The sequence below is a fragment of the Herbaspirillum sp. FG34 genome, assembly GCF_057809315.1.
Map to the genome: position 1 here is coordinate 65,937 of NZ_JBMDJS010000008.1, position 21,590 is coordinate 87,526.

Here is a 21,590-nt window from a genome sequence, read left to right on the forward strand (position 1 = left end):
GCTAATGGGTCTCCTGTTGATGTTGCGAGAGTGATTCAACGTTGACCAGATGCTGTACAACTCGCTCCATCTTCATGAAGCGTGAACCTTTTACCAAAATGGTCGCCCCCTGCGGGGCAGCCTTTTCCACCGCGGCATTGAGTGCGGCGATATCGTCGAAATGCGTAGCCTGCGCTACACCTTGCAGCGCCGGACCATACGAACTGACGACGTGTTTCGTCAATTCGCCCAGTCCGAGCAAGAGCGGAATGCCACGGCTGCGGGCATAGGCGCCGATCTCGGCATGGAACTGCGGGCCCTGGTCGCCGACTTCACCCATGTCGCCCAGCACCAGCACGCGCGGACCGTCGATGGCGGCCAGCACGTCGATGGCGGCGCGCACGGAGTCGGGGTTGGCGTTGTAGGTGTCGTCGATCACCAGCGCGCCGCTGCGGGCTTGCTTGCGCTGCAGGCGGCCACTGACCGGGGCAAAGCTCTGCAGGCCGCGTACCACGGCCTCAACCGTGATGCCGGCACCCAGCGCGCAGGCGGCAGCAGCCAGGGCATTGCGCACGTTGTGCTCACCGACGGCGGCCAGTTCCACCTTGAACTGCGCGGGCGGGACGGCCAGACCTTTCACGGTCACCTGCAGGGTACTGCCGAAGGCGCTGGCCTGATAGCTGGCGCTGACATCGGCTTGCGCAGTCAGGCCGAAAGTCAGCACGCGGCGGGCACCGGCTTCTTCACGCCAGAGCGCGGTGAAATCATCATCGGACGGGAACACGGCCACGCCGTCAGCAGGCAGGTGGCGGATCACGGCGCCGTTTTCGCGCGCCACCGCTTCCACGCTGGCCATGAATTCCTGATGCTCGCGCTGGGCATTGTTGACCAGCCCCAGCGTGGGCGCGGCAATGCGAGAAAGCACGGCGATTTCGCCCGGATGATTCATGCCCATCTCGATGACGGCAGCCTGATGTTGCGCGCGCAGACGGAACAAGGTCAGCGGGACGCCGATCTCGTTGTTGAAATTGCCGCGCGTACCCAGGTAGCCGTCTTCACCGAAGGCGGCCGTGAGGATGGCGGCGATCATTTCCTTGACGGTGGTCTTGCCGTTGCTGCCGGTCACGCCGATCACCGGGATCTGATGCCGGATACGCCAGCCATGGGCGATCTGGCCCAGTGCGGCGCGGGTGTCGGGTACCACGATGGCCGGCACGCCAAGGCCTGGCGGTACGCGTTCGACCACCACGGCGGCAGCACCCTGGGCGGCTACCGTATCGAGGAAATCATGCGCATCGAAGCGCTCGCCGCGCAGAGCGACGAAGACATTGCCGGGCTTGACCGCACGACTGTCGGTGACGACGTCATTGAGTTCGAGTACGCCTGCCGGCGCATTGACCACGCCCGGCACGGTGCGTGCGGAGGCGGCTTGCTCGGCGGTGCGGATCCACTCCAGCAACTGGCGGAAATCGAATCGCATCATGCGCCTCCCATCATCGTCGAGCGCGCGGCCAGGGCCAGGGCGACATGGTCGGCATCGAGGAAGGGCAGTTTCTTGCCGGCGATTTCCTGGTAGGGCTCATGCCCCTTGCCGGCCAGCAGTACCACGTCGGAGCGGGTGGCATGGCGGATCGCCCACAGGATGGCGCCGGCGCGGTCGGGCAGCACCACCGGTTCGACGCGGCTCATGCCTACACGGATCTGCTCGATGATGGCCTGCGGATCTTCACTGCGCGGATTGTCGCTGGTCAGCACGACCTGGTCGGCCTGCTCGGCGATCTGGCCCATCTGCGGGCGCTTGCCCGGATCGCGATCACCACCGCAGCCGAATACGCACCACAGCTGGCCGCCACGCTGGGTGGCGACCTGGCGCAGGGTGGACAGGGTCTTGTCGAGGGCGTCGGGGGTATGGGCGTAATCGATCACGATCAGCGGCACATCAGGGCCGCCGAACTGCTGCATGCGGCCCGGTGCCGGGGTCAGTGCGGCCGCTGCGGCGACCACGGCATCCCAGGCCACGCCCTGCGTGAGCAGTACGCCCATGATGCCCAGCACGTTGCTGACATTGAAGCGTCCCACCAGCTGGGTCTTGACCTGGCCGCTGCCGAAAGGGGAATCGACGTGGAAGGCGGTGCCGGTATGGCTGCTGCGCAGTTGGCTGGCGCGCAAAGTCGGTACGCCGTGCGTGTTGCCGCCCTGCTCGTCGGCGATGGCATAACCGATCACCGGCAGCTTGCGCTCGGCCAGCAGCGGCAGCAGGCGCTGGCCCATGCCGTCGTCCAGGTTGACCACGGCGTGCTTCAGGCCCGGCCACTGGAACAGCTTGCGCTTGGCGTCTTCGTAGGTCTGCATGTCACCGTGGAAATCCAGGTGATCACGGGTGAAATTGGTCAGCAGCGCGACATCGACGTGCATGCCGTTCATGCGCCCCTGGGCCAGTCCGATGGAGGAGGCCTCGATGGCCAGCGCACCGACGCGGCCCTGCGACAACTTGAACAGGCTGCGTTGCAGCAGTACGGCGTCCGGTGTGGTGTAGCCGGTGACCTCGAAGCCTTGCGGCTTGCCATTGACAAAGCTGCCCACGCCGAGCGTACCGATCACGCCGGCGGCGCTGGCGCCGGGCAGACGCGACAATGCGGTACCCAGCCAGTAGGCGCAGGAAGTCTTGCCATTGGTGCCGGTGACGGCCACCGTCAACATGGCCTGATCAGGCTGGCCGTACCAGGCGGCGGCGATCTCGCCGGCGCGCGCCTTCAGGTCGGACAGGGGCAGGTGCGGCACGTCGATCTGGGCCGGCCAGGTATAACCGTCGGCTTCGTAGAGCACGGCGGCCGCGCCCCGCTCGACGGCATCGGCAATATAGGAGCGGCCATCGGCGTCGCCCACGTAAGCGAAGAACACGTCGCCGGCCGCCACGCGGCGGGAATCCGAGGTGAGTTGCGCAGACGGCGACGCCTGGCGCAGCCAGGCGAGGATGTCTTGAAGGCTGGGAACGCGCTCGGACATTACATGCTCTCCTCAAGCGGTTCTTTGGGAATGATGATGTTGGTCACGCTGGAATCCGGCGGTACGTTCAATGCGCGCAAGGCATTGGCGGCGACGTTGGCAAATACCGGGCCGGCCACCGGGCCGCCGAAGTGCTGACCTTGCGGCTCGTCGATCATCACCGAGATGATCAGGCGCGGGTCCGACATCGGGGCGATGCCCGTGAACGAGGCCACGTACTTGCGCACGTACTTGCCGTTTTCGATCTTGTAAGCGGTACCGGTCTTGCCGCCGACGCGATAGCCCGGCACCTGGGCCTGCGGTGCCGTACCGCCCGGAGCGACCACGGTTTCCAGCATGCGGCGCATCTGCAGGGCGGTATCGGCCGAGATGACACGCTGGCCGATGGGCGAATCGGTGACCTTGGTGAAGGACAAGGGAATGATGTCGCCATTGCGGGCGAAGATCAGATAGGCGTGGGCCAGCTGGATCAACGACACCGAAATGCCGTGGCCGTAGCTCATGGTGGCCTGCTCGATCGGGCGCCACGACTTGTAGGGACGCACGCGACCGGCCACCGCCCCCGGGAAGCCGAACTTGGGCTGCTGACCGAAACCGACCGTGGTGAACATTTCCCACATCTCTTCGGCCGGCATGCCCAGCGCGATCTTGGCAGTGCCGATGTTGGAAGACTTCTCGATGATCTGCGCCACCGTCAGCGGACCGTGGGGATGCGAATCGCCGATGGTGGCGGTGCCGATGGTCATCTTGCCGGGCGCGGTCTGGAACACCGTGGACGGAGTCACGCGATGCGTGTCCAGCGCCAGGGCCACGGTGAAGGGCTTGAGGGTCGAGCCCGGTTCGAAGGTATCGGTCACCACGCGATTGCGCAGCTGCGCCCCGGTCAGCACCGAACGGTCGTTGGGATTGTAGGAGGGCAGATTGGCCATGGCCAGCACTTCGCCGGTCTTGGCATCGACCACGATGATGCCACCGGCCTTGGCCTTGTATTTTTCTACCGCTTCCTTCAGTTGCGTGAAGGCGATGTACTGAATCTTGCTGTCGATGGACAAGGTCAGGTCACGGCCATCGTGCGGCTCGCGGATCGATTCGATATCTTCCACCACACGGCCCAGGCGGTCCTTGATGACGCGGCGGCTGCCGGTCACGCCGGCCAGCGTCTTCTGCGCGGACAGCTCCATGCCGTCCTGGCCGGCATCCTCGATGTTGGTGAAGCCGACCACGTGCGCCATCACCTCGCCTTCGGGATAGAAGCGCTTGTATTCCTTGCGGGTCTGGATGCCGGGGATGCCCAGCTTGACAATCTTGTCGGCGGTATCCTGCTCGACCTGGCGCTTGAGGTAGACGAAGCTGCGGTCGGAATCGAGCTTCTTGCGCAGCTCGGCATCGCTCATGTCCAGCAGCTTGGCCAGCTGCACCAGCTTGTCCTTGGGTGCGCCCTGCACATCGTCGGGGATGGCCCAGATCGCCTTGACCGGCACCGAGGAAGCCAGCACCTGGCCGTTGCGGTCAAGGATCTTGCCGCGCGTGGCGGGCATTTCCAGGGTGCGGGCGTAGCGCGAGGCGCCCTGCTTCTGCAGGAAATCGGTCGATACGCCCTGCAGCCACAGCGCGCGCAGCACCAGCGCCACGAAGGCGGCAAACAGCACGAACAGCACGAAGCGCGAGCGCCAGGCCGGCAGCTTGACCTGCAGGATGGGATTGGACGAAAACGCCACGCCCTTGGAGGCAGCCACGCGAGCGCCGGTCAGATTGGTACGCGGGGGCATCTTGGTCATGGCACCCCCACGGTGAGGTATTGGGTACGGGCGGCGGTGACCGGGACCATGCCCAGATCACGCCGTGCCAGCTCCTCGATGCGGGCATTCTTGCCCAGCGTGGACTGGTCCAGTTGCAACTGCGCCCAATCGACGTCGAGCTGGCGCGCCGCGCTCTGGGCGCGTTCCAGCTCGATGAAGAGGCTGCGGGCCTTGTACTGGGCGCTCACCACCGACAGCGCGCAACCCACCAGCATGATGGTCAGCAGGATGCACAGACGCCCGGTCATGCAGGCGCCCCTTCGGTGGTGCGGGTGGACACCGGCATCACGCGCTCCAGGCCGCGCATGACCGCCGAGCGGGCACGCGGGTTGGATTCGACTTCGGCACTGCTGGGCATGACGCGCGGCAGCAGGCGGGCCGGGGCTTGCGGCAGGTCCACGGCACGGATCGGCAGGCGACGGTCAGGCTGCGGCGCATGGGCTTTGGAGGCCATGAACTGCTTGACGATGCGATCTTCCAGCGAGTGAAAGCTGATCACGACCAATCTCCCGTGCTGCGCCATCTGGGCAAATGCCTTGTCCAGTCCTACTTCGAGTTCTTCAAGCTCTTGATTGACGAAAATCCGTACAGCCTGAAAGGTACGAGTGGCCGGGTCTTTGCCTTTCTCGCGGGTTTTGACGGCTTGTGCCACGAGCGCGGCAAGCTGTCGTGTGCTTGAAATTGGCTCGATTGCCCGGCCAGCAACAATCTTCTTTGCAATCTGAAGAGCAAACCGTTCTTCCCCATAATCTCGTATCACCTTTGCAATCTGCTGTTCATCTGCCGTTGCCAGCCATTCCGCTGCCGACACGCCACGGGTGGTATCCATGCGCATGTCCAGCGGGCCATCAAGACGGAAACTGAAGCCGCGCGCGGCGTCATCCACCTGCGGCGACGAGATGCCCAAATCCATCAATACCCCGTCGACCTGCGCGATGCCGCGTGCGGCCAGCGCCTCGTCCATGGTCGCGAAGCTGTCGTGCACGATCTCGAAGCGGGCATCGTCAATCTTCTGCGCCGTGGCGATGGCCAACGGGTCCTTGTCAAATGCGATCAGGCGCCCTTGCGGGCCCAGCCTGGACAGGATGGCGCGGCTATGACCGCCACGGCCGAAGGTTCCGTCCAGGTAAATGCCATTGGCGCGCTCACCACTGATGGCCAGCGCGTCCACGGCTTCTTCCAACAGCACGGTGCGGTGCTGCAGCTCGGGCACCGGTTGCAGATTCATCTTGTCCGGCCGTCAGAAGGAAAAGTTGCTCAACACATCCGGCATGCCACCCGCCACAGCCTCGGCTTCGCTTTCGGCCAGCTTGACGGCATCCCAGATTTCGAAATGACTACCCATGCCCAGCAACATCACATCGCGCTGCAAGCCCACGGCCGCGCGCAGTTCGGGCGCAATCAGGATGCGGCCGGCACTGTCGAGCTCCACGTCCTGGGCATTGCCCAGGAAGATGCGCTGCCAGGCACGGGCCGACATCGGCCAGTTGGCGATCTGCTCGCGATGCGTCTCCCAGGTCGGGCGCGGAAAGAACAACAGGCAGCCATGCGGATGGCGCGTCACGGTGGCGCGTCCTTCGCACTGCACAATCAGGGCGTCACGATGCTTGGCCGGAATGGTCATCCGTCCTTTGGCATCGAGATTGAGTGCTGACGCGCCCTGGAACACTGTGTTTTTCCTTCGCCTGCGGCGAGTGAGATTGCTGATCGGGTGCCGTGTCGTGCCGGGCAAATGCAAATGACACCACAAATGCCCCACAAAAAAACACTTTTTGACACTGCCGCCCACTTTAGTGGATGCACTATTGCAGGTCAAGCGGTATACGCAGCGAAAAACCGCGATTTTGCTAATAAAGTCAAAGACTTAGCGCACTTCCTTAAAACACCCTCTTCATAACATTTGTGAAGAAAATGAAGGACTTAGCATTTACATTGAAGGTGCAACCTGAGCTATACACATGTGTTTCGCGCCAGAATTGCGCAACGGCGCGGATTTGCGGCGCATGGACGCGGCGGTCTGCCCGATTTCGGGGCAGCAGGGAGAGGGAAAACGACGGGAGCAGGAAAGCGCAGGATTTGCGAGTGAACTGAACCAAAGGACATGGATTTTGCAGTGCAACTTAAGTTCACCGGATGGCGCGAAAATGGACAAGAAATATCCGTTTGGGGCAGTCCGGAGCATGCCTCGCCCTGCATCGTCACCCTGACAACGAGGGCATTGCCCTGCGGGGCAAGCGCCTCAGCAGATGCGGCGAGAACGCTTGTGATCCCGAAACTTCATGAAATTCTTCGTCAAATGAATGGCAGGAAGCGTTTTTGTTTTGACTTCGGCGGCGAGCACCTTTTACTATCCGTGTCTTTGGGAAGATCGATACGCAAAAACGCGGCCGGCATGGCCCGTTTGCGGGTGTTGAAGAGCACGTCGATTTTTTTCAATCAAGGCTGGTTCCGACCAGGCCCTATCGGCTGAAAACGCAGATAGGGCTTGCGGATCCGGCTCATTCCAGTGCTAAAATCTGGGCACCTTAACAGTGAAAGGAATTTAAAAGTGAACAAATCTGAATTGGTTGACGTTATCGCCGCCGACACCGAGATCTCCAAGGCAGCAGCCCAGCGCGCGCTGGACTCCGTCATCGAGAACATCATCAAGGCCGTGACCAAGGGCGATACCGTGCAATTGGTTGGCTTCGGTTCCTTCTCGACCGGCAAGCGCGCTGCCCGCACCGGCCGCAACCCGCAAACCGGCGAAGAAATCAAGATCGCCGCTGCGACCACCGTGAAGTTCTCGGCTGGCAAGGCTTTCAAGGAAGCCGTCAACAAGAAGAAGAAATAATTTCACGCTTCACGCATTTGAATGCCCTCAACCAGGTTCAGGGCATTCAAATCGAGGCCGATTCGACAGGATCGGCCGTCCCTCCCCCCTCCTCGCCTTCCCGCTCGTTTCTTCTTCCTCATCGCTTCTCTTGAGGGCCACACCGCAGAGCGATGTCCCTCCAGCACAGTTGCCCGTTGGCGCGCAACGCACAGCAATGACGGTCTCCCGCACAGACAGGCTTTGTTTGCCAAGGTCCGGCGCAGCGCCTAGAATTTTTTCGATCCATCGCTCCATACAGCCGCATTCCCGCTTGTCGTCCCGTCGTAGACCATGAACAGCCGACCCATCCGGCACACCCAAGGAGACTGTCGATGAATAGCCCCGCCCAGCGTCCACCGCTGCCCCCGTTCACCCGTGAGACGGCCGCCATGAAGGCGCGCGCTGCCGAAGATGCCTGGAATTCCTGCGATCCGCAGCGCGTCTCGCTGGCCTATACCGAAGACAGCCGCTGGCGCAACCGCGCCGACTTCGTCCACGGACGCGCCGAGATCGTCGCCTTCCTCACCCGCAAATGGGCGCGCGAGCTGGATTACCGACTCATCAAGGAAGTCTGGGCGCACGAAGACAACCGCATCGCCGTGCGCTTCGCCTACGAATGGCACGACGATTCGGGGAGCTGGTTCCGCTCCTATGGCAACGAGAACTGGGAATTCGACGAGCATGGACTGATGCGCCTGCGCCATGCTTCCATCAATGATCTGCCGATCAGGCAAGCGGAACGCAAATTCCACTGGGACCGCTCAGGCCCGCGTCCGGCCGACCATCCCGGCCTGTCCGAACTGGGCCTGTAAGCACGGGCCGTCCGTCGACCCGACCGGGGTCGGCCTGAAGCGATTCAGGCGCCCAGGTCGGCCAGCGGATGCGCCTGGCGCGACCAGGGATCGGCAAAGAATCCCTCTACCCATGCCGGCGTGGCAGCGGCCAGAGAGGCCGGATTCCATTGTGGTTTCTGGTCCTTCTCGATGATCAGCGCGCGGATGCCCTCGACGAAATCGGGGCGTGCCGCGCAATGCAGCGACACCACGAATTCCAGCCGGAACACCTCCGCCAGCGACAGCGGACGCACACGCTTCTGCAGGGCATAGCCCAGCCAGGCCGAACCGGGCGAGCCGGCCCGCAGGGTAGCCTGGGCTTTGCTCAGCCAGGCATCCTCGGTCTGCAAGCTCAGAATGCCCTCGACGATTTCCGGCAAGGTGGGCCGACGGCAGAGGGACTCGATCAGGTCGAAATGCGTACGCAGGCTGGAGGCCGCAAACGATGCCGTGCCTTGCGACGAGGAAGAAGCCTGCGCCGCACCCAGTACACGATCCAGCAGCTCGGCATCCTTGCCCTCTCCCCACGGCTGCATCAGCAGGGCATCGATCACCGATGCCTTGGCGGCATGGGCCACGCGATAGTCCGCCAGGCCGGCGAAGAGGGCGTCGTTGGCATTGAGGTTGGCACCGGTGAGCGCCAGGAAGACGCCGCTCTTGCCCGGCATGCGGGACAGGAACCAGCTTCCGCCCACATCCGGATAGAGCCCGATGGTGATTTCCGGCATGGCCAGACGCGATTTTTCGGTGACCACGCGATGGCTGCAACCGGCCATCAGGCCGATACCACCGCCCATGACGATGCCATGCCCCCAGCACAGGATGGGCTTGGCGAAGCTGTGGACAAGATAATCCAGGCGATATTCCTGCTCGAAGAATTCCGCTGCATAGGAATTGGCGCCAATGTCCTCGCGCGCGGGCGAGGCGTGATGTTCGCGCATGGAGCGATAGAGCTGCTGCAAGTCGCCACCGGCACAAAAGGCCTTGTCGCCCTGCGCCTGCAGCATCACCATGGCCACGCCCGGATCGGCCTGCCACTGCTGCAGTTGGGGCGTGAGCAGCCTGACCATCTCCAGCGAGATGGCATGCAGGGTCTTTTCGGAAGCGAGGGTGGCGATGCCGATGCGTTGGCCGTTGGCGGCCGTCAGTTCTTCGAATGCCACGGGGGCGGCGGCTTGGTTCATGGGTCTCCTGGGGTCTCTGGCGAGCCCGCAGTGCCCACGGGCCGCAGTGTTGTTATGAAGAATGAAGAAAAAATCGAATTCAATGAAGCAGGCCGGTAGGCCGGATTCTGTTACGGCGGGAAACCCGCTATGACAGCCATTCCTCTAGGCGACGGATCGCTCCGCCGCTCAAGCTTTCTACCCGCACGCTCCGCGAGCCACATCAACGCGTGCCTATTTGAAATTGCTCCGGGTGGAGGTTACCGCGTTTCACCGTAACTGAATACGCTCGTCTCTGTGGCCCTGTTCCTCGCCTTATACCGGCTTGCGCCGGCTTTCAGCGGACGGCCGTTAACCGTCACCCTGCTCTGTGGAGTCCGGACCTTCCTCCCGCCGCCTCCTTGCGAAGACGGCCAGCGGCTGTCTGGCCTGCATCGGGCGCTATTGTAGCGCAGCATGGGCCGACACCGCGCATCGTCCATCGCAAAACGCTTTTGCGCCCACGCAAAAAGATCATGCCGATTCGGCATGTGACACCCGAGCGGCTCTTCGGTAGTCTGCTGCTGATCCGCTACAGGCCCTGCGCCGCGCGGTTCCTGACTGACTTCAACGAAACACCATGCAAATCTGCGTACTGGGCGCCGGCGTGATCGGCGTGACCACTGCCTACCGTCTCCTGCAGGATGGCCATCAGGTCAGCCTCATCGATGCCCGCGACCAACCCGGCGAGGGCACCAGCCAGGGCAATGGTGCCCAGCTCAGCTATTCCTACGTGGCCCCCCTGGCCGATCCCTCAGTGTGGACCAAATGGGCATACTACCTGTTCAGCAAGGATTCGCCGCTGACCATCAAGCCGACCGCCGATAGCGCCCAATATCGCTGGCTGCTGCAGTTCCTGCGCTGCTGCAATGCGCAGCGCGTACGCCAGACCACCATCGACCTGCTGCAACTGGCCTTCTACAGTCGCGACCAGCTCACCCAATGGAATGCCGGCCTGCAGCTGTCCTTCGATCATCAGCGTTCCGGCAAGCTGGTCATGTTTACCGATGCACAAGGGCTGGAGGCGGCTGCGCAGCAGGTGCAATTCCAGGCGCAGCATGGCTGCCGGCAAGAGGTACTCAGCGCGGCCGAGTGCATCCGCATCGAACCGGCCCTGGGCCACTCACAGCGCGACTGGGTTGGCGGGGTTTACACGCCCAGTGAAGAGGCGGGCGATTGTCCGCAATTCTGCCGCGCCCTGGTCGAAACCATGCAGGCGCATCCGGATTTCCGTTTCATCGGCGCTGCCCGCGTTGATGCCGTACGCCGCGAAGGGCGTGCCCTGCGCGCGGTGCAGGCCGGTGGCCAATGGATTGCTGCCGACCGTTTCGTGCTGGCACTGGGTGCCGATAGCGCGGACTTCGCGCGCCTGGTCGATCTGCGCCTGCCACTCTATCCACTCAAGGGCTACAGCATCACCGTGCCGCTGGAGGATGAGGCCAGCCGCGCCGCGGCGCCTCAGGTATCCATCACCGACATCGCCAGGAAGATCGTTTATGCACGCCTCGGCCAACGGCTGCGCGTGGCGGGCCGCATCGAGCTGGTGGGCCGCGACGCCCGCATCCCGCCCTCGGCCATCGAGGAACTGAAGAATGGCCTGCGCGAGCTCTTCCCCGGCTGCGCGCTGGCCGAGGATGCGACGCTGTCGCCGTGGACGGGATTTCGGCCGGCCACGCCGAGCGGCGTGCCCATCGTCGGCGCATCGCCGGTGGAGAATCTGCATCTCAACATTGGCCAGGGTGCGCTGGGCTGGACGCTGGCCTGTGGCAGTGCGGCGCTGGTGGCCGACCAGATCGCCGGCCGCCGGCGCGCCATCGACGATGCGCCCTTCCGGTACCGCGCCTGAAGAAGTTTCATCTCAGGCGCCCGCATTCGGACTTAACATGGCACATCGCCAGCATCTGCGCTGGCCTATCCACGGGAGACGAACGATGCGGGAAAACCGGCTGCGCACCCTCTTCGCGCAACAGCAACTGGTCCTCTCGGGCTGGGTATCGATGGGCAATTCGCTGCTGGCCGAAGTGCTGGGGCACAGCGGCTACGATGCGGTGACGGTGGATCTGCAGCACGGTCCCTTCTCGATCGAATCGGCGCTGCCGATGCTGCAGGCCATCTCCGGCACGCCCGCCATACCGCTGGTGCGCTGCTCCGAAAACAGCCTGGGAGAAATCAACAAGCTGCTCGACGCCGGTGCCTATGGTGTGATCTGTCCGCTCATCAACACGGCGGCCGACGCCGAGCGCTTCGTGCGGGCCTGCCATTATTCCCCGCGCGGCGGACGCAGCTATGGCCCGGCGCGCGGCTTCCTGTATGGCGGAGCGGACTACTTTGCGCACGCCAACGCCACCATTCTGACCCTGGCCATGATCGAGACCCGCGAAGGCTATGCCAACGCTGAAGCGATCCTGCAGACCCCTGACCTGGACGGCATCTTCATCGGCCCCAGCGACCTGGCCATCGAACTGGGCCTGGCGCCGGATGCCTACGACGACGTGCGCCTCAATGACGCCATCGACCATCTGCTGGCGCTGGCGCGCAGGCTGGGCAAATACGTGGGGATCTTCGCCGGGACCATGGAGATGGCCCAGCGCATGAAGCATATCGGGATGGATCTGGTGGTACCGGGGACGGATATTCAGCAGATCAAGGCGGAAGGGGCGCGGCGGATCGGGGCATTGCGCTGATCCGCTCGCGTGATGCCAGAATCGTTCCGTGGCTTCAGCGGGTCACCACCCGTCCAAAGAACGGATAATTCGGATCGTTATACCCATGCGTGGAAGCATGCCCGGGCGTCACCAGGCTATCCACCAGCGCTTCCTCCTCGGCAGTGATCTTCAGGTCCGCCGCATCGTAGTAATCCTCCATCTGCACCAGCGTGCGCGGCCCCGCGATCACGCTGCTGATGGCCGAATTGGCCAGCACCCAGGCGGTGGCGAACTGGCCCAGTTTGATGCCGCGCGCTTCGCAGTGCTGCTGCAGCCGCTGCGCGATCAGCAGCGATTCCTCGCGAAACTCGGTTTCCATCATGCGCTTGTCGCCCCGACCGGCGCGCGTGTTTTCGGGCGGCTTCTGACCGGGCTGGTACTTGCCGGTCAGCACCCCGCGTGCAATCGGGCTGTAAGGCACCACGCCCAAACCGTAATGCGCGCAAGCCGGCAGGATTTCCACTTCCGGCTGACGATTGAGCAGGTTGTAATACGGCTGGCACACCAGCGGCAACGGCACATTGTTTTTCTCGCACAGCCGCACGATCTCGGCAATGCGCCAGCCACGGAAATTGGAGACGCCAAAACCGCGAATCTTGCCCGCACGGATCAGATCGCCCAGAGCCTGCACGGCTTCCTCCAGGTTCTCTTCCTGGTAGTCGCGGTGCATGTAGAGGATGTCGAGGTAATCGGTATCCAGGCGCTTGAGGATGTTCTCGGTCTCGCGCACGATCCAGCTGCGCGAGTAGTTCGACTCATTGGGCTTGCCGCTCATGGCATTGCCCAGCTTGCTGGCCAGCACCCACTCGTGGCGCTGTCCGGCCAGCAGCTTGCCGACGATTTCCTCGGACTTGCCCTTGGTGTAGACGTCGGCAGTATCGATGAAATTGACGCCATGCTCACGGGCCGAGGCCACGATGCGGCCGGACTCCTGCAGATCGGTCTGATCCCCGAACATCATCGACCCCAAACACAGGGCCGATACCTTCAGATTGCTCTTGCCAAGGCGACGATAGTGCATGCTCTCTCCAAATCGAAAAAAGGGTGTGGATAAATCAACTGCCCGATTGCATACCTCACAGGCTCACAAGATCGGCGCTTCCTCTTCCTGCCAGCGCCGCTTGTCGCGCAGGGGCGGGGCGCCGAACAGGCGGCTGTATTCACGGCTGAACTGGGATGAACTTTCATACCCGACGCGATGCGCGGCGGTGGCCACGCTGGCGTCGGCGGTGAGGATCAGCTTGCGCGCTTCCTGCAGACGCAGGTTCTTCTGGTATTGCAGCGGACTCATGGCCGTCACCAGCTTGAAGTGATGATGCAGCGAAGATACGCTCATGTGCACCTCGCGTGCCACATCCTCGATGCGCAGCGCCTGGTCATAACCCTCCTTGATGAGCCGGATCGCCTTGGCCACGCGGTTCATCTGGCTATCCTGCAAGACGGTCTGGCGCAGCAGCGCGCCCTGCCCGTTCATCAATAGCCGGTACAGGATCTCGCGCCGTATCATGGGCGCCATGATCGGCACATCGCGCGGCGTTTCATGCAGGCGCAACAGGCGCAGCACCGCGTCGAGCAGGTCGACGTCGAGCCGGTTCACGTACAGCCCGCGTGCCGCCCCCTCGCCCAGGCTGGCGGCGGCGGGCAGGTTTTCATCGCCGATGAGCTCACCGATTTCCTGGGTATCCAGCTCCAGCCGCAAACCCAGATAGGGCTCGTCAGGACTGGTGACCATGACCTTGCCGACCACCGGCAGATCGACCGAGGCCACCAGGTAGTGCATGGGATCGTATTCGTAGATCTCGTCGCCCACGAAGATGCGCTTGGAACCCTGCGCAATCACCGCGAAAACCGGCTTCTGCACCGCGTGCTTGGGGCCGGTCGGGCAGGTGATGCGATAGATTTCCATGTTGGGAATGGCCGTGGCCAGCATGCCCTCGGCACCGGTCGTATAGCGCTCCAGCAACTGCAACAGTTCCTGCTGCATGGCCTGGAAACGCGGGTCATCCCTCTCCTGGTCCGCGGCGCCCGGCGCCGCATCAGGCAGCAGCAAGGGCCCGGCATCCTGCAGGGAATGCAGATCGAGGTCCATAAGCTCCTCTCATTGAAAGACAGACACGACTGTAGCGCGGACTGACATTTGCCTGATCCTCCATGATGCAAGACCGGAGAATCAGGCAAGAAGTTTGCAGAATCAGGTATGCCGCAACAGGAATGGGTCCGACCAAAATTCCAACAACGCAGCATACAAAAGGACGCGGCGCTGCCCCACCTGAAAACCCAAGCACGACACACAGAGAATCGGGCAGAAAATCTGCAACTTAAGGCACGCCTAAAGCGGTGCCACCACTGCATAATCCTCGCCGAACCCAAAGCGATACAGAATCGGTCAGAACACGCTCTCCGCGATGTTGTACTGCTCTACCACCGTACGCACCGTCGTGGATTCGGGCTTGTTGACGAAGTGGCACTCGCTGTCTTCCATGCCCATGGTGCAGGCCTTGTTCAGCGGGCAGGTAGCGAACAGCTCGGCCACCCAGTCCACGAAGGCGCGCACCTTGGGCGAGAGATGACGGTTGTGCAGGTACACCACCGAGATTGGCAGCGGTGCCGGCTTCCATTGCGACAGCACCTCCACCAGCCGGCCTTCGTCGATGTGGCGCGTGACCATGTAGAGCGGCGCCTGCACCATGCCGAAGCCCTGCAGTGCGCATTCCACGTAGGCATCGGCATCGTTGACGGAAAGACGTCCGTTCATCTTCACCTCGCGGGTGACGCCATCGACCACGAAATCCCAGTCGATGGTGCGCCCGGTACGGCTGGAGAAGTAATGCACCGACTGGTGCTGCTGCAGATCTTCCAGGGTGTGCGGTACGCCATGGCGCTCCAGGTAGGAAGGCGCGGCGCAGGTCACGGTCTGGAAAGTGCCTATGCGGCGCGCCACCATCGAGGAATCCTGCAGCTCGCCCACGCGGATGACGCAGTCCACTGCCTCCTGCACCAGATCCACCGGACGGTCGCCCATGCCCATGACCAGTTCGATGTCCGGGTACTTGCCGTAGAAATCGCACAGATTGGGCAGCAACATCAGGCGCCCGATCGAGCCGGGCACGTCGATGCGCAGTCGTCCCTGCGGGCCGCGCGTGACATTGCGGAAGGACTGCTCGGTCTCGTCGATGTCAGCCAGGATGCGCACGCAGCGCTCGTAATAGGCCGCGCCATCAGGTGTAAGGCTGATGCGGCGCGTGGTGCGGTTCAGCAGGCGCACTTGCAGCATGCTCTCCAGCCCCTGGATTAGGGTGGTGACGGTGGTGCGCGGCAGGTTCAGGTTGTCGGCAGCGCGCGTGAAGCTGTTGGCATCCACCACAGCGGTAAAGACCTGCATGGCCTGGAAACGGTCCATCGCTCTCTCCTTTGAGGCCGCCACCGGGGTCAACACCGGCGCGGCAAACGGGGGCCAAGACAGATCCACGCAAGGCCAGGCACCGCCCCCGGCGCGCCGTCTTGCCATGACGGGATGCAGCAACAAGCCTCATCCCAATTTAAACCAAATAACGCCAAAAGCCAGCCAACTTAGTGCATCGGCAGCCAATCTTGCCGATGCCACCTCAGCAAGCCTGCCCGGCCGGGGCGGCTGACCTGGTTTTTTCTTCACCAAAAGGATAGCAAAGTGAATGAATTGATTCTCCCGATTGTTCAGGGTTGCCGAACAGTGTTGTTGGATTATAGGTGTTTATTCGAGACCCTGCTGTGCCGCACAATTCGCCTCATTCTTGGACAAGTGGCTTCGGCCCGGGCGCTCATCATGCACGCTTCCTCTTCGCTGGACATCCGCAATTTCTTCGTTCCAGGCCCGCTGGGACGTATCCCCGTGCGTCTGTACCAGCCCGCCGAAGCGCTGCCCAAGGGCGAGAAACGCCCGCTGGTGCTGTATTTCCACGGTGGCGGTTTCACCAGTGGTTCACTGGACGACGCCGATACCCCGGCCAGTTTCCTGGCACGGCACAACCAGGCCGTGGTGCTCTCTGTGGGCTACGCGCTGGCCCCGGCCAAGCCCTTCCCGGCCGCGCCCGAAGACGCCTTTGCCGCCGCCACCTGGGCCTGCAAGAACGCGGCCGAACTGAAGGTGGACCTGGAGCGCATGGTGGTGGCCGGTGACGACGCCGGTGGCAGCCTGGCCGCCAGCCTGACCATGATGACGCGCGACCGCTGCGGCAAGCCGCTGGCGGCCCAGGTGCTGATCAGCCCGATGCTGGATCCGAGCATGCGCCTGCTGGGCGACGCCGCCCGCCTGCAATCGGACCTCACCGCCGAGACCTGTGCGGCCAGCTATCGCCAGTACCTGCCGCAGACCATGCAGCGCCTGCATCCCTATGCCGCACCGCTGGAAGTGAGCCGCCTGGCCGGTCTGCCGCCGGCCTTCATCGCCACCGCCGAGCGCGACGTGTTGTGTCCGGAGGCGGAAAAATACGCCTCCAGCCTGATCCGCGCCGGTGTGCCGACCCAGGTCTCGCGCTTTGCCGGTATCACGCATGGCGCCCTGCGTACGCACCTGCCGCTGCTGACCGAGATCGTCAATTTCCTGCGCTGTCGCTTCGCCAGCTTGCGACGCGATGCCGCGCCCGCTGAATTCCTGCCGTATCCGCTTCACCCCTCCACTTCACTTTGAGGACAAGAAAATGAACACTCCCGCTCCACTGCGCAAACGCTTCGCTCTCACCGCCACGGTCCTGGCTGTCATCGCCCTCGCTATCGGTGGCGCCATTTCGGTGGTAGGCCTCTCGGCCAACGCCACCACCGCACCGACCGCCGCCGCTGGTGCCCCGGTCGATGTGGCCGAAGTGGTCCAGCGCCGGATCATCGACTGGCAATCCTATTCGGGCCGCATCGAAGCCGTCGATCGTGTCGAAATCCGTCCCCTGGTTGGCGGCACTCTGACCGCCGTCCACTTCAAGGATGGCGCGCTGGTCAAGAAGGGCGATCTGCTCTTCACCATCGATCCGCGCCCTTATGAGGCCGAAGTCGCCCGTGCCGAAGCCCAACTGGCCGGTGCCGAAGCCCGCGCCGGCTACACCGCCTCCGACCTGGCCCGTGGTCAGCGCCTGCTGGGCGACAACGCCATCGCCAAGCGCGACTTCGAAGAGAAGCAGAACGCCTCGCGCGAAGCATCAGCCAACGTCGCCGCCGCCCGCGCCGCCCTGCGTGCAGCACGCCTGAACCTGGAATACACCCGCATCACCGCACCGGTGTCCGGACGTATTTCCCGCGCCGAAGTCACGCTCGGGAACGTAGTGAACCCCGGTGCAGCCAATGCGCCCCTCACCACGCTGGTATCCGTGGCCAAGGTCTATGCCTCCTTCGACGTAGATGAACAAAGTTTCCTGAAATACGTCAACCCGGCCCGCGCCGCAGGCACCACCGTCCCCGTGGAACTGGGCCTGGCCAATGAAGACGGCTACTCCCGCAAGGGCCGGGTCGGTTCGGTGGACAACCGTCTCGACACCGCCTCCGGCACCATCCGCGTGCGCGCCATCTTCGACAATGCCGACGGCCAGCTGGTACCGGGTCTGTATGCCCGCGTGCGCCTGGGTGGCGGCTCGCCCCATGAGGCGGTGCTGATCGATGAAAAGGCCATCGGCACCGACCAGGACAAGCGCTTCGTGATGGTGGCCGACAAGGACAACCACGCCAACTATCGCCAGGTGGTGGTAGGCGCCGGTCACGATGGCCTGGTGGTGATCGAAAAGGGTCTGCAGCCGGGTGAACGCATCGTGGTCAATGGCCTGCAGCGCATCCGTCCGGGTGACGCCATCACCCCGACCGTGGTGCCGATGCAGGTGCAGACCGCGACAGCGGCACCGGCGCCCGCTGCCGGCAAGGCCTGATCCGGCACAGACCTCTCTCGCATTCAAGGAAGAACAAGTCGCAGGGGCGCGAACCGCCCGCTGCCCGGGCGTTTGCATCCTGACGACTGACAAGGAACCTACATGAATATCTCCAAATTCTTCATCGACCGCCCGATCTTCGCGGGTGTGCTGTCGGTACTGCTCCTGCTGGGCGGCGTGCTGGCCATGCTGCAGCTGCCCATCTCCGAATATCCGGAAGTGGTGCCGCCCTCGGTGGTGGTGCGCGCCCAGTATCCCGGCGCCAACCCCAAGGTGATCGCCGAGACCGTGGCCGCACCGCTGGAAGAGCAGATCAACGGTGTGGAAAACATGCTCTACATGCAGTCGCAGGCCAACAGCGACGGCAACCTCACCATCACCGTCAACTTCCGCCTGGGGGTCGATCCCGACAAGGCCCAGCAACTGGTGCAGAACCGCGTCTCGCAAGCCCTGCCGCGCCTGCCGGAAGACGTGCAGCGCCTGGGCGTGACCACGCTCAAGTCCTCCCCCACGCTGACCATGGTGGTGCACCTGACCTCGCCCGACAACCGCTATGACACCACCTACCTGCGCAACTATGCGGTCCTCAACGTCAAGGACCGCCTGGCGCGTATCCAGGGTGTCGGTGAAGTGGGCCTGTTCGGTTCTGGCAACTACGCCATGCGCGTCTGGCTCGATCCCAACAAGGTAGCGCAGCGCGGCCTGACGGCTTCGGACGTGGTACGCGCCATCCGCGAGCAGAACGTGCAGGTGGCCGCCGGTGTGATCGGCGCCTCGCCCAGTTCGCCGGACACGCCGCTGCAACTGTCGGTGAACGCCCAGGGTCGCTTGAAGACCGAAGCCGAATTCCGCGACATCATCCTGAAAGCCTCGCCGGATGGCGCCACCACCCGCCTGGGTGACGTGGCCCGGGTGGAACTGGCCGCTTCCGAATACGGCCTGCGCTCGCTGCTGGACAACAAGCCGGCCGTGGCCATCCCCATCTTCCAGGCGCCCGGCGCCAATGCGCTGGAAGTCTCGACCCAGGTGCGCGCGGCGATGAAGGAATTGTCGGCCGACTTCCCCAGCTCGGTCAGCTACAGCATCGTCTATGACCCGACCCAGTTCGTGCGTGCTTCCATCGAAGCGGTGGTGCATACGCTGCTGGAAGCCATTGCGCTGGTGGTGATCGTGGTGATCATCTTCCTGCAGACCTGGCGCGCCTCCATCATTCCGCTCCTGGCGGTGCCGGTGTCCATCATCGGTACCTTCTCGCTGATGCTGGGCTTCGGCTACACCATCAATGCGCTGTCGCTGTTCGGGATGGTGCTGGCCATCGGTATCGTGGTCGACGATGCCATCGTGGTGGTGGAAAACGTCGAGCGCAACATCGGCGCCGGGCTCTCGCCGCGCGACGCAACCTATCGCGCCATGCAGGAGGTCTCCGGCCCCATCATCGCCATTGCCCTGACGCTGGTGGCGGTGTTCGTGCCGCTGGCCTTCATGACCGGCCTGACCGGCCAGTTCTACAAGCAGTTCGCGATGACCATTGCGATTTCCACCGTCATCTCGGCCTTCAATTCGTTGACGCTCTCGCCGGCCCTGGCCGCCCTGCTGCTCAAGGGCCACGGTGACAAGCCGGACTGGCTGACGCGTCAGATGGACCGCTTCCTCGGTGGTTTCTTCATCCGCTTCAACCGCTTCTTCAATCGCGCCTCCAACAACTACGGCGGCGGCGTGACCGGCGTGATCAAGCGCAAGGGCGCCACCATGGGCGTGTATGTGGTGCTGCTGGCCGCGACCCTGGGGGTGTCCTACATCGTCCCCGGCGGTTTCGTGCCGGGGCAGGACAAGCAATATCTGGTGGCCTTCGCGCAGCTGCCCAATGGCGCCTCCATCGACCGCAGCGAAGAAGTGATGCGCAAGATGAGCGACATCATGTTGAAGGAACCCGGTGTGGCCAGTGCGATTGCCTTCCCCGGCCTGTCCATCAACGGTTTCACCAACAGCTCCTCGGCCGGTATCGTCTTCGTGGGTCTGAAGCCCTTCGAGGAACGCAAGAGCAAGGAATTGTCGGGCAATGCCATCGCCGCTTCGCTGAACAAGAAATTCGGCAGCATCAAGGAAGCCTTCACCGCCGTCTTCCCGCCACCGCCAGTCATGGGGCTGGGCACGCTGGGTGGCTTCAAGATGCAGATCGAAGACCGCGGTGCGCTGGGTTATGCCGAACTGGACAAGGCCGCACAAGCCTTCATGAAGGCGGCGGCCAAGGAACCGGCGCTGGGTCCGATGTTCTCCAGCTACCAGATCAACGTGCCGCAACTGGATGTGGAACTGGATCGTGTGAAGGCCAAGCAGCTCGGCATCCCTGTCACCGATGTGTTCAACACCATGCAGATCTACCTCGGCTCGCTGTATGTGAACGACTTCAACCGCTTCGGCCGCGTCTACCAGGTGCGTGCCCAGGCTGACGCGCCCTTCCGCGCCAAGGCCGAGGACATCGCGCAACTGAAGACCCGCAACGATGCCGGCGAGATGGTGCCGCTGTCTTCGGTGGTGAAGGTCAAGCAGACCTTCGGTCCGGAAATGGTGGTGCGCTACAACGGTTATACCGCCGCCGACATCAACGGCGGCCCGGCACCCGGCTATTCGTCGGACCAGGCCCAGGCTGCTGCCGAACGCGTGGCCGCTGCCACCCTGCCACGCGGCATCAAGTTCGAATGGACCGACCTGACCTATCAGAAGATCCTGGCCGGCAATGCGGGCGTGTGGGTGTTCCCGATCAGCGTGCTGCTGGTGTTCCTGGTGCTGGCTGCGCTGTATGAAAGCCTGACCCTGCCGCTGGCCGTGATCCTGATCGTGCCGATGAGCATCCTGGCGGCCTTGACCGGTGTCTGGCTGACCCGTGGCGACAACAACATCTTCACCCAGATCGGCCTGATGGTACTGGTGGGACTCTCGGCCAAGAACGCCATCCTGATCGTGGAATTCGCCCGCGAACTGGAGATGCAGGGCCGCAGCGCCGTACAAGCCGCCATCGAAGCCAGCCGCCTGCGTCTGCGTCCGATCCTGATGACCTCCATCGCCTTCATCATGGGTGTGGTGCCGCTGGTGACGTCCTCCGGCGCGGGTTCGGAAATGCGTCATGCGATGGGGATCGCGGTGTTCTTCGGCATGCTGGGCGTGACCCTGTTCGGCCTGTTCCTGACCCCGGTGTTCTATGTCCTGCTGCGCACCATCGACCGCCGCGCGCTGCACTCGGCCTCGCATCACGAAGCACCGATGACTGCCGGCACCCACATCGCCCACGCTGCACCGGGCGCACAGGATGATCGCTGATCTGCGGATCAG

18 protein-coding genes and 1 other RNA gene are annotated in these 21,590 nt (G+C 63.4%); 8 read left to right on the forward strand and 11 right to left on the reverse strand.

Annotation, left to right across the window (positions count from 1 at the left end):
- Window position 1: 1 nt before the first annotated feature.
- From ACODSZ_RS12100 to mraZ, 6 genes are read right to left on the reverse strand one after another with little or no spacing between them, the layout of a single operon-like run.
- A complete protein-coding gene (locus ACODSZ_RS12100) occupies window positions 2-1,462 on the reverse strand; it encodes a UDP-N-acetylmuramoyl-tripeptide--D-alanyl-D-alanine ligase (RefSeq protein WP_175342927.1) in 1,461 nt (486 codons plus the stop codon).
- The gene (locus ACODSZ_RS12105) at window positions 1,459-2,985 is read right to left on the reverse strand and encodes a UDP-N-acetylmuramoyl-L-alanyl-D-glutamate--2,6-diaminopimelate ligase (protein ID WP_175342928.1); all 1,527 of its coding nucleotides are present in this window, start codon (window positions 2,983-2,985) and stop codon (window positions 1,459-1,461) included. Before ACODSZ_RS12105 ends, ACODSZ_RS12100 begins: the two co-directional genes overlap by 4 nt.
- Entirely contained in the window at window positions 2,985-4,763 is a 1,779-nt protein-coding gene (locus ACODSZ_RS12110; RefSeq protein ID WP_008334521.1) for a peptidoglycan D,D-transpeptidase FtsI family protein, read from the reverse strand. The genes ACODSZ_RS12105 and ACODSZ_RS12110 overlap by 1 nt, the downstream gene beginning before the upstream one ends.
- Complete coding sequence (gene ftsL / locus ACODSZ_RS12115) at window positions 4,760-5,032, reverse strand: cell division protein FtsL (protein ID WP_008334519.1); 273 nt, start codon at window positions 5,030-5,032, stop codon at window positions 4,760-4,762. The genes ACODSZ_RS12110 and ftsL overlap by 4 nt, the downstream gene beginning before the upstream one ends.
- The gene (gene rsmH / locus ACODSZ_RS12120) at window positions 5,029-6,012 is read right to left on the reverse strand and encodes a 16S rRNA (cytosine(1402)-N(4))-methyltransferase RsmH (RefSeq protein WP_008334517.1); all 984 of its coding nucleotides are present in this window, start codon (window positions 6,010-6,012) and stop codon (window positions 5,029-5,031) included. Before rsmH ends, ftsL begins: the two co-directional genes overlap by 4 nt.
- Window positions 6,013-6,024: 12 nt before the next feature.
- Complete coding sequence (gene mraZ, locus ACODSZ_RS12125; protein ID WP_006465511.1) at window positions 6,025-6,453, reverse strand: division/cell wall cluster transcriptional repressor MraZ; 429 nt, start codon at window positions 6,451-6,453, stop codon at window positions 6,025-6,027.
- Between the two features lie 432 nt (window positions 6,454-6,885).
- Here mraZ and ACODSZ_RS12130 point away from each other — a divergent pair, with 432 nt between their 5' ends.
- From ACODSZ_RS12130 to ACODSZ_RS12140, 3 genes are all read left to right on the forward strand, one after another.
- Window positions 6,886-7,254 (forward strand): hypothetical protein, encoded by a 369-nt coding sequence (locus ACODSZ_RS12130; protein ID WP_175342931.1) that lies wholly within the window; start codon window positions 6,886-6,888, stop codon window positions 7,252-7,254.
- Window positions 7,255-7,332: 78 nt separating this feature from the next.
- Window positions 7,333-7,617, forward strand: coding sequence for an HU family DNA-binding protein (locus ACODSZ_RS12135; protein ID WP_006465510.1), 285 nt, complete (start codon window positions 7,333-7,335; stop codon window positions 7,615-7,617).
- A gap of 353 nt (window positions 7,618-7,970) precedes the next feature.
- Complete coding sequence (locus ACODSZ_RS12140; RefSeq protein ID WP_241821439.1) at window positions 7,971-8,450, forward strand: nuclear transport factor 2 family protein; 480 nt, start codon at window positions 7,971-7,973, stop codon at window positions 8,448-8,450.
- Between the two features lie 44 nt (window positions 8,451-8,494).
- Here the strand turns inward: ACODSZ_RS12140 and ACODSZ_RS12145 are convergent, their stop codons facing one another.
- Together ACODSZ_RS12145 and rnpB are read right to left on the reverse strand one after the other, a co-directional pair.
- Window positions 8,495-9,655 (reverse strand): enoyl-CoA hydratase/isomerase family protein, encoded by a 1,161-nt coding sequence (locus ACODSZ_RS12145; protein ID WP_488927667.1) that lies wholly within the window; start codon window positions 9,653-9,655, stop codon window positions 8,495-8,497.
- A gap of 80 nt (window positions 9,656-9,735) precedes the next feature.
- An RNA gene (gene rnpB / locus ACODSZ_RS12150) (RNase P RNA component class A) lies at window positions 9,736-10,070 on the reverse strand.
- Between the two features lie 183 nt (window positions 10,071-10,253).
- Between rnpB and ACODSZ_RS12155 the strand changes: the two genes are divergently transcribed.
- Together ACODSZ_RS12155 and ACODSZ_RS12160 are read left to right on the forward strand one after the other, a co-directional pair.
- Window positions 10,254-11,519 (forward strand): D-amino acid dehydrogenase, encoded by a 1,266-nt coding sequence (locus ACODSZ_RS12155; RefSeq protein WP_488927668.1) that lies wholly within the window; start codon window positions 10,254-10,256, stop codon window positions 11,517-11,519.
- A gap of 85 nt (window positions 11,520-11,604) precedes the next feature.
- On the forward strand, window positions 11,605-12,357 hold the full coding sequence (locus tag ACODSZ_RS12160; protein ID WP_488927669.1) for an HpcH/HpaI aldolase family protein: 753 nt from the start codon (window positions 11,605-11,607) through the stop codon (window positions 12,355-12,357).
- Window positions 12,358-12,391: 34 nt separating this feature from the next.
- Here the strand turns inward: ACODSZ_RS12160 and ACODSZ_RS12165 are convergent, their stop codons facing one another.
- From ACODSZ_RS12165 to ACODSZ_RS12175, 3 genes are all read right to left on the reverse strand, one after another.
- Window positions 12,392-13,399, reverse strand: coding sequence for an aldo/keto reductase (locus tag ACODSZ_RS12165; protein WP_175342934.1), 1,008 nt, complete (start codon window positions 13,397-13,399; stop codon window positions 12,392-12,394).
- A 63-nt stretch (window positions 13,400-13,462) separates the two neighbouring features.
- Entirely contained in the window at window positions 13,463-14,467 is a 1,005-nt protein-coding gene (locus ACODSZ_RS12170; protein ID WP_488927670.1) for an AraC family transcriptional regulator, read from the reverse strand.
- A gap of 297 nt (window positions 14,468-14,764) precedes the next feature.
- Window positions 14,765-15,778, reverse strand: coding sequence for a LysR family transcriptional regulator (locus tag ACODSZ_RS12175; RefSeq protein WP_008334492.1), 1,014 nt, complete (start codon window positions 15,776-15,778; stop codon window positions 14,765-14,767).
- Between the two features lie 402 nt (window positions 15,779-16,180).
- Between ACODSZ_RS12175 and ACODSZ_RS12180 the strand changes: the two genes are divergently transcribed.
- From ACODSZ_RS12180 to ACODSZ_RS12190, 3 genes are all read left to right on the forward strand, one after another.
- Window positions 16,181-17,044 (forward strand): alpha/beta hydrolase fold domain-containing protein, encoded by an 864-nt coding sequence (locus ACODSZ_RS12180; RefSeq protein WP_175342936.1) that lies wholly within the window; start codon window positions 16,181-16,183, stop codon window positions 17,042-17,044.
- Window positions 17,045-17,054: 10 nt separating this feature from the next.
- Entirely contained in the window at window positions 17,055-18,260 is a 1,206-nt protein-coding gene (locus tag ACODSZ_RS12185) for an efflux RND transporter periplasmic adaptor subunit (RefSeq protein ID WP_488927671.1), read from the forward strand.
- Window positions 18,261-18,362: 102 nt separating this feature from the next.
- Window positions 18,363-21,578 (forward strand): efflux RND transporter permease subunit, encoded by a 3,216-nt coding sequence (locus ACODSZ_RS12190; RefSeq protein ID WP_175342938.1) that lies wholly within the window; start codon window positions 18,363-18,365, stop codon window positions 21,576-21,578.
- The last annotated feature ends 12 nt before the right edge of the window (window positions 21,579-21,590 follow it).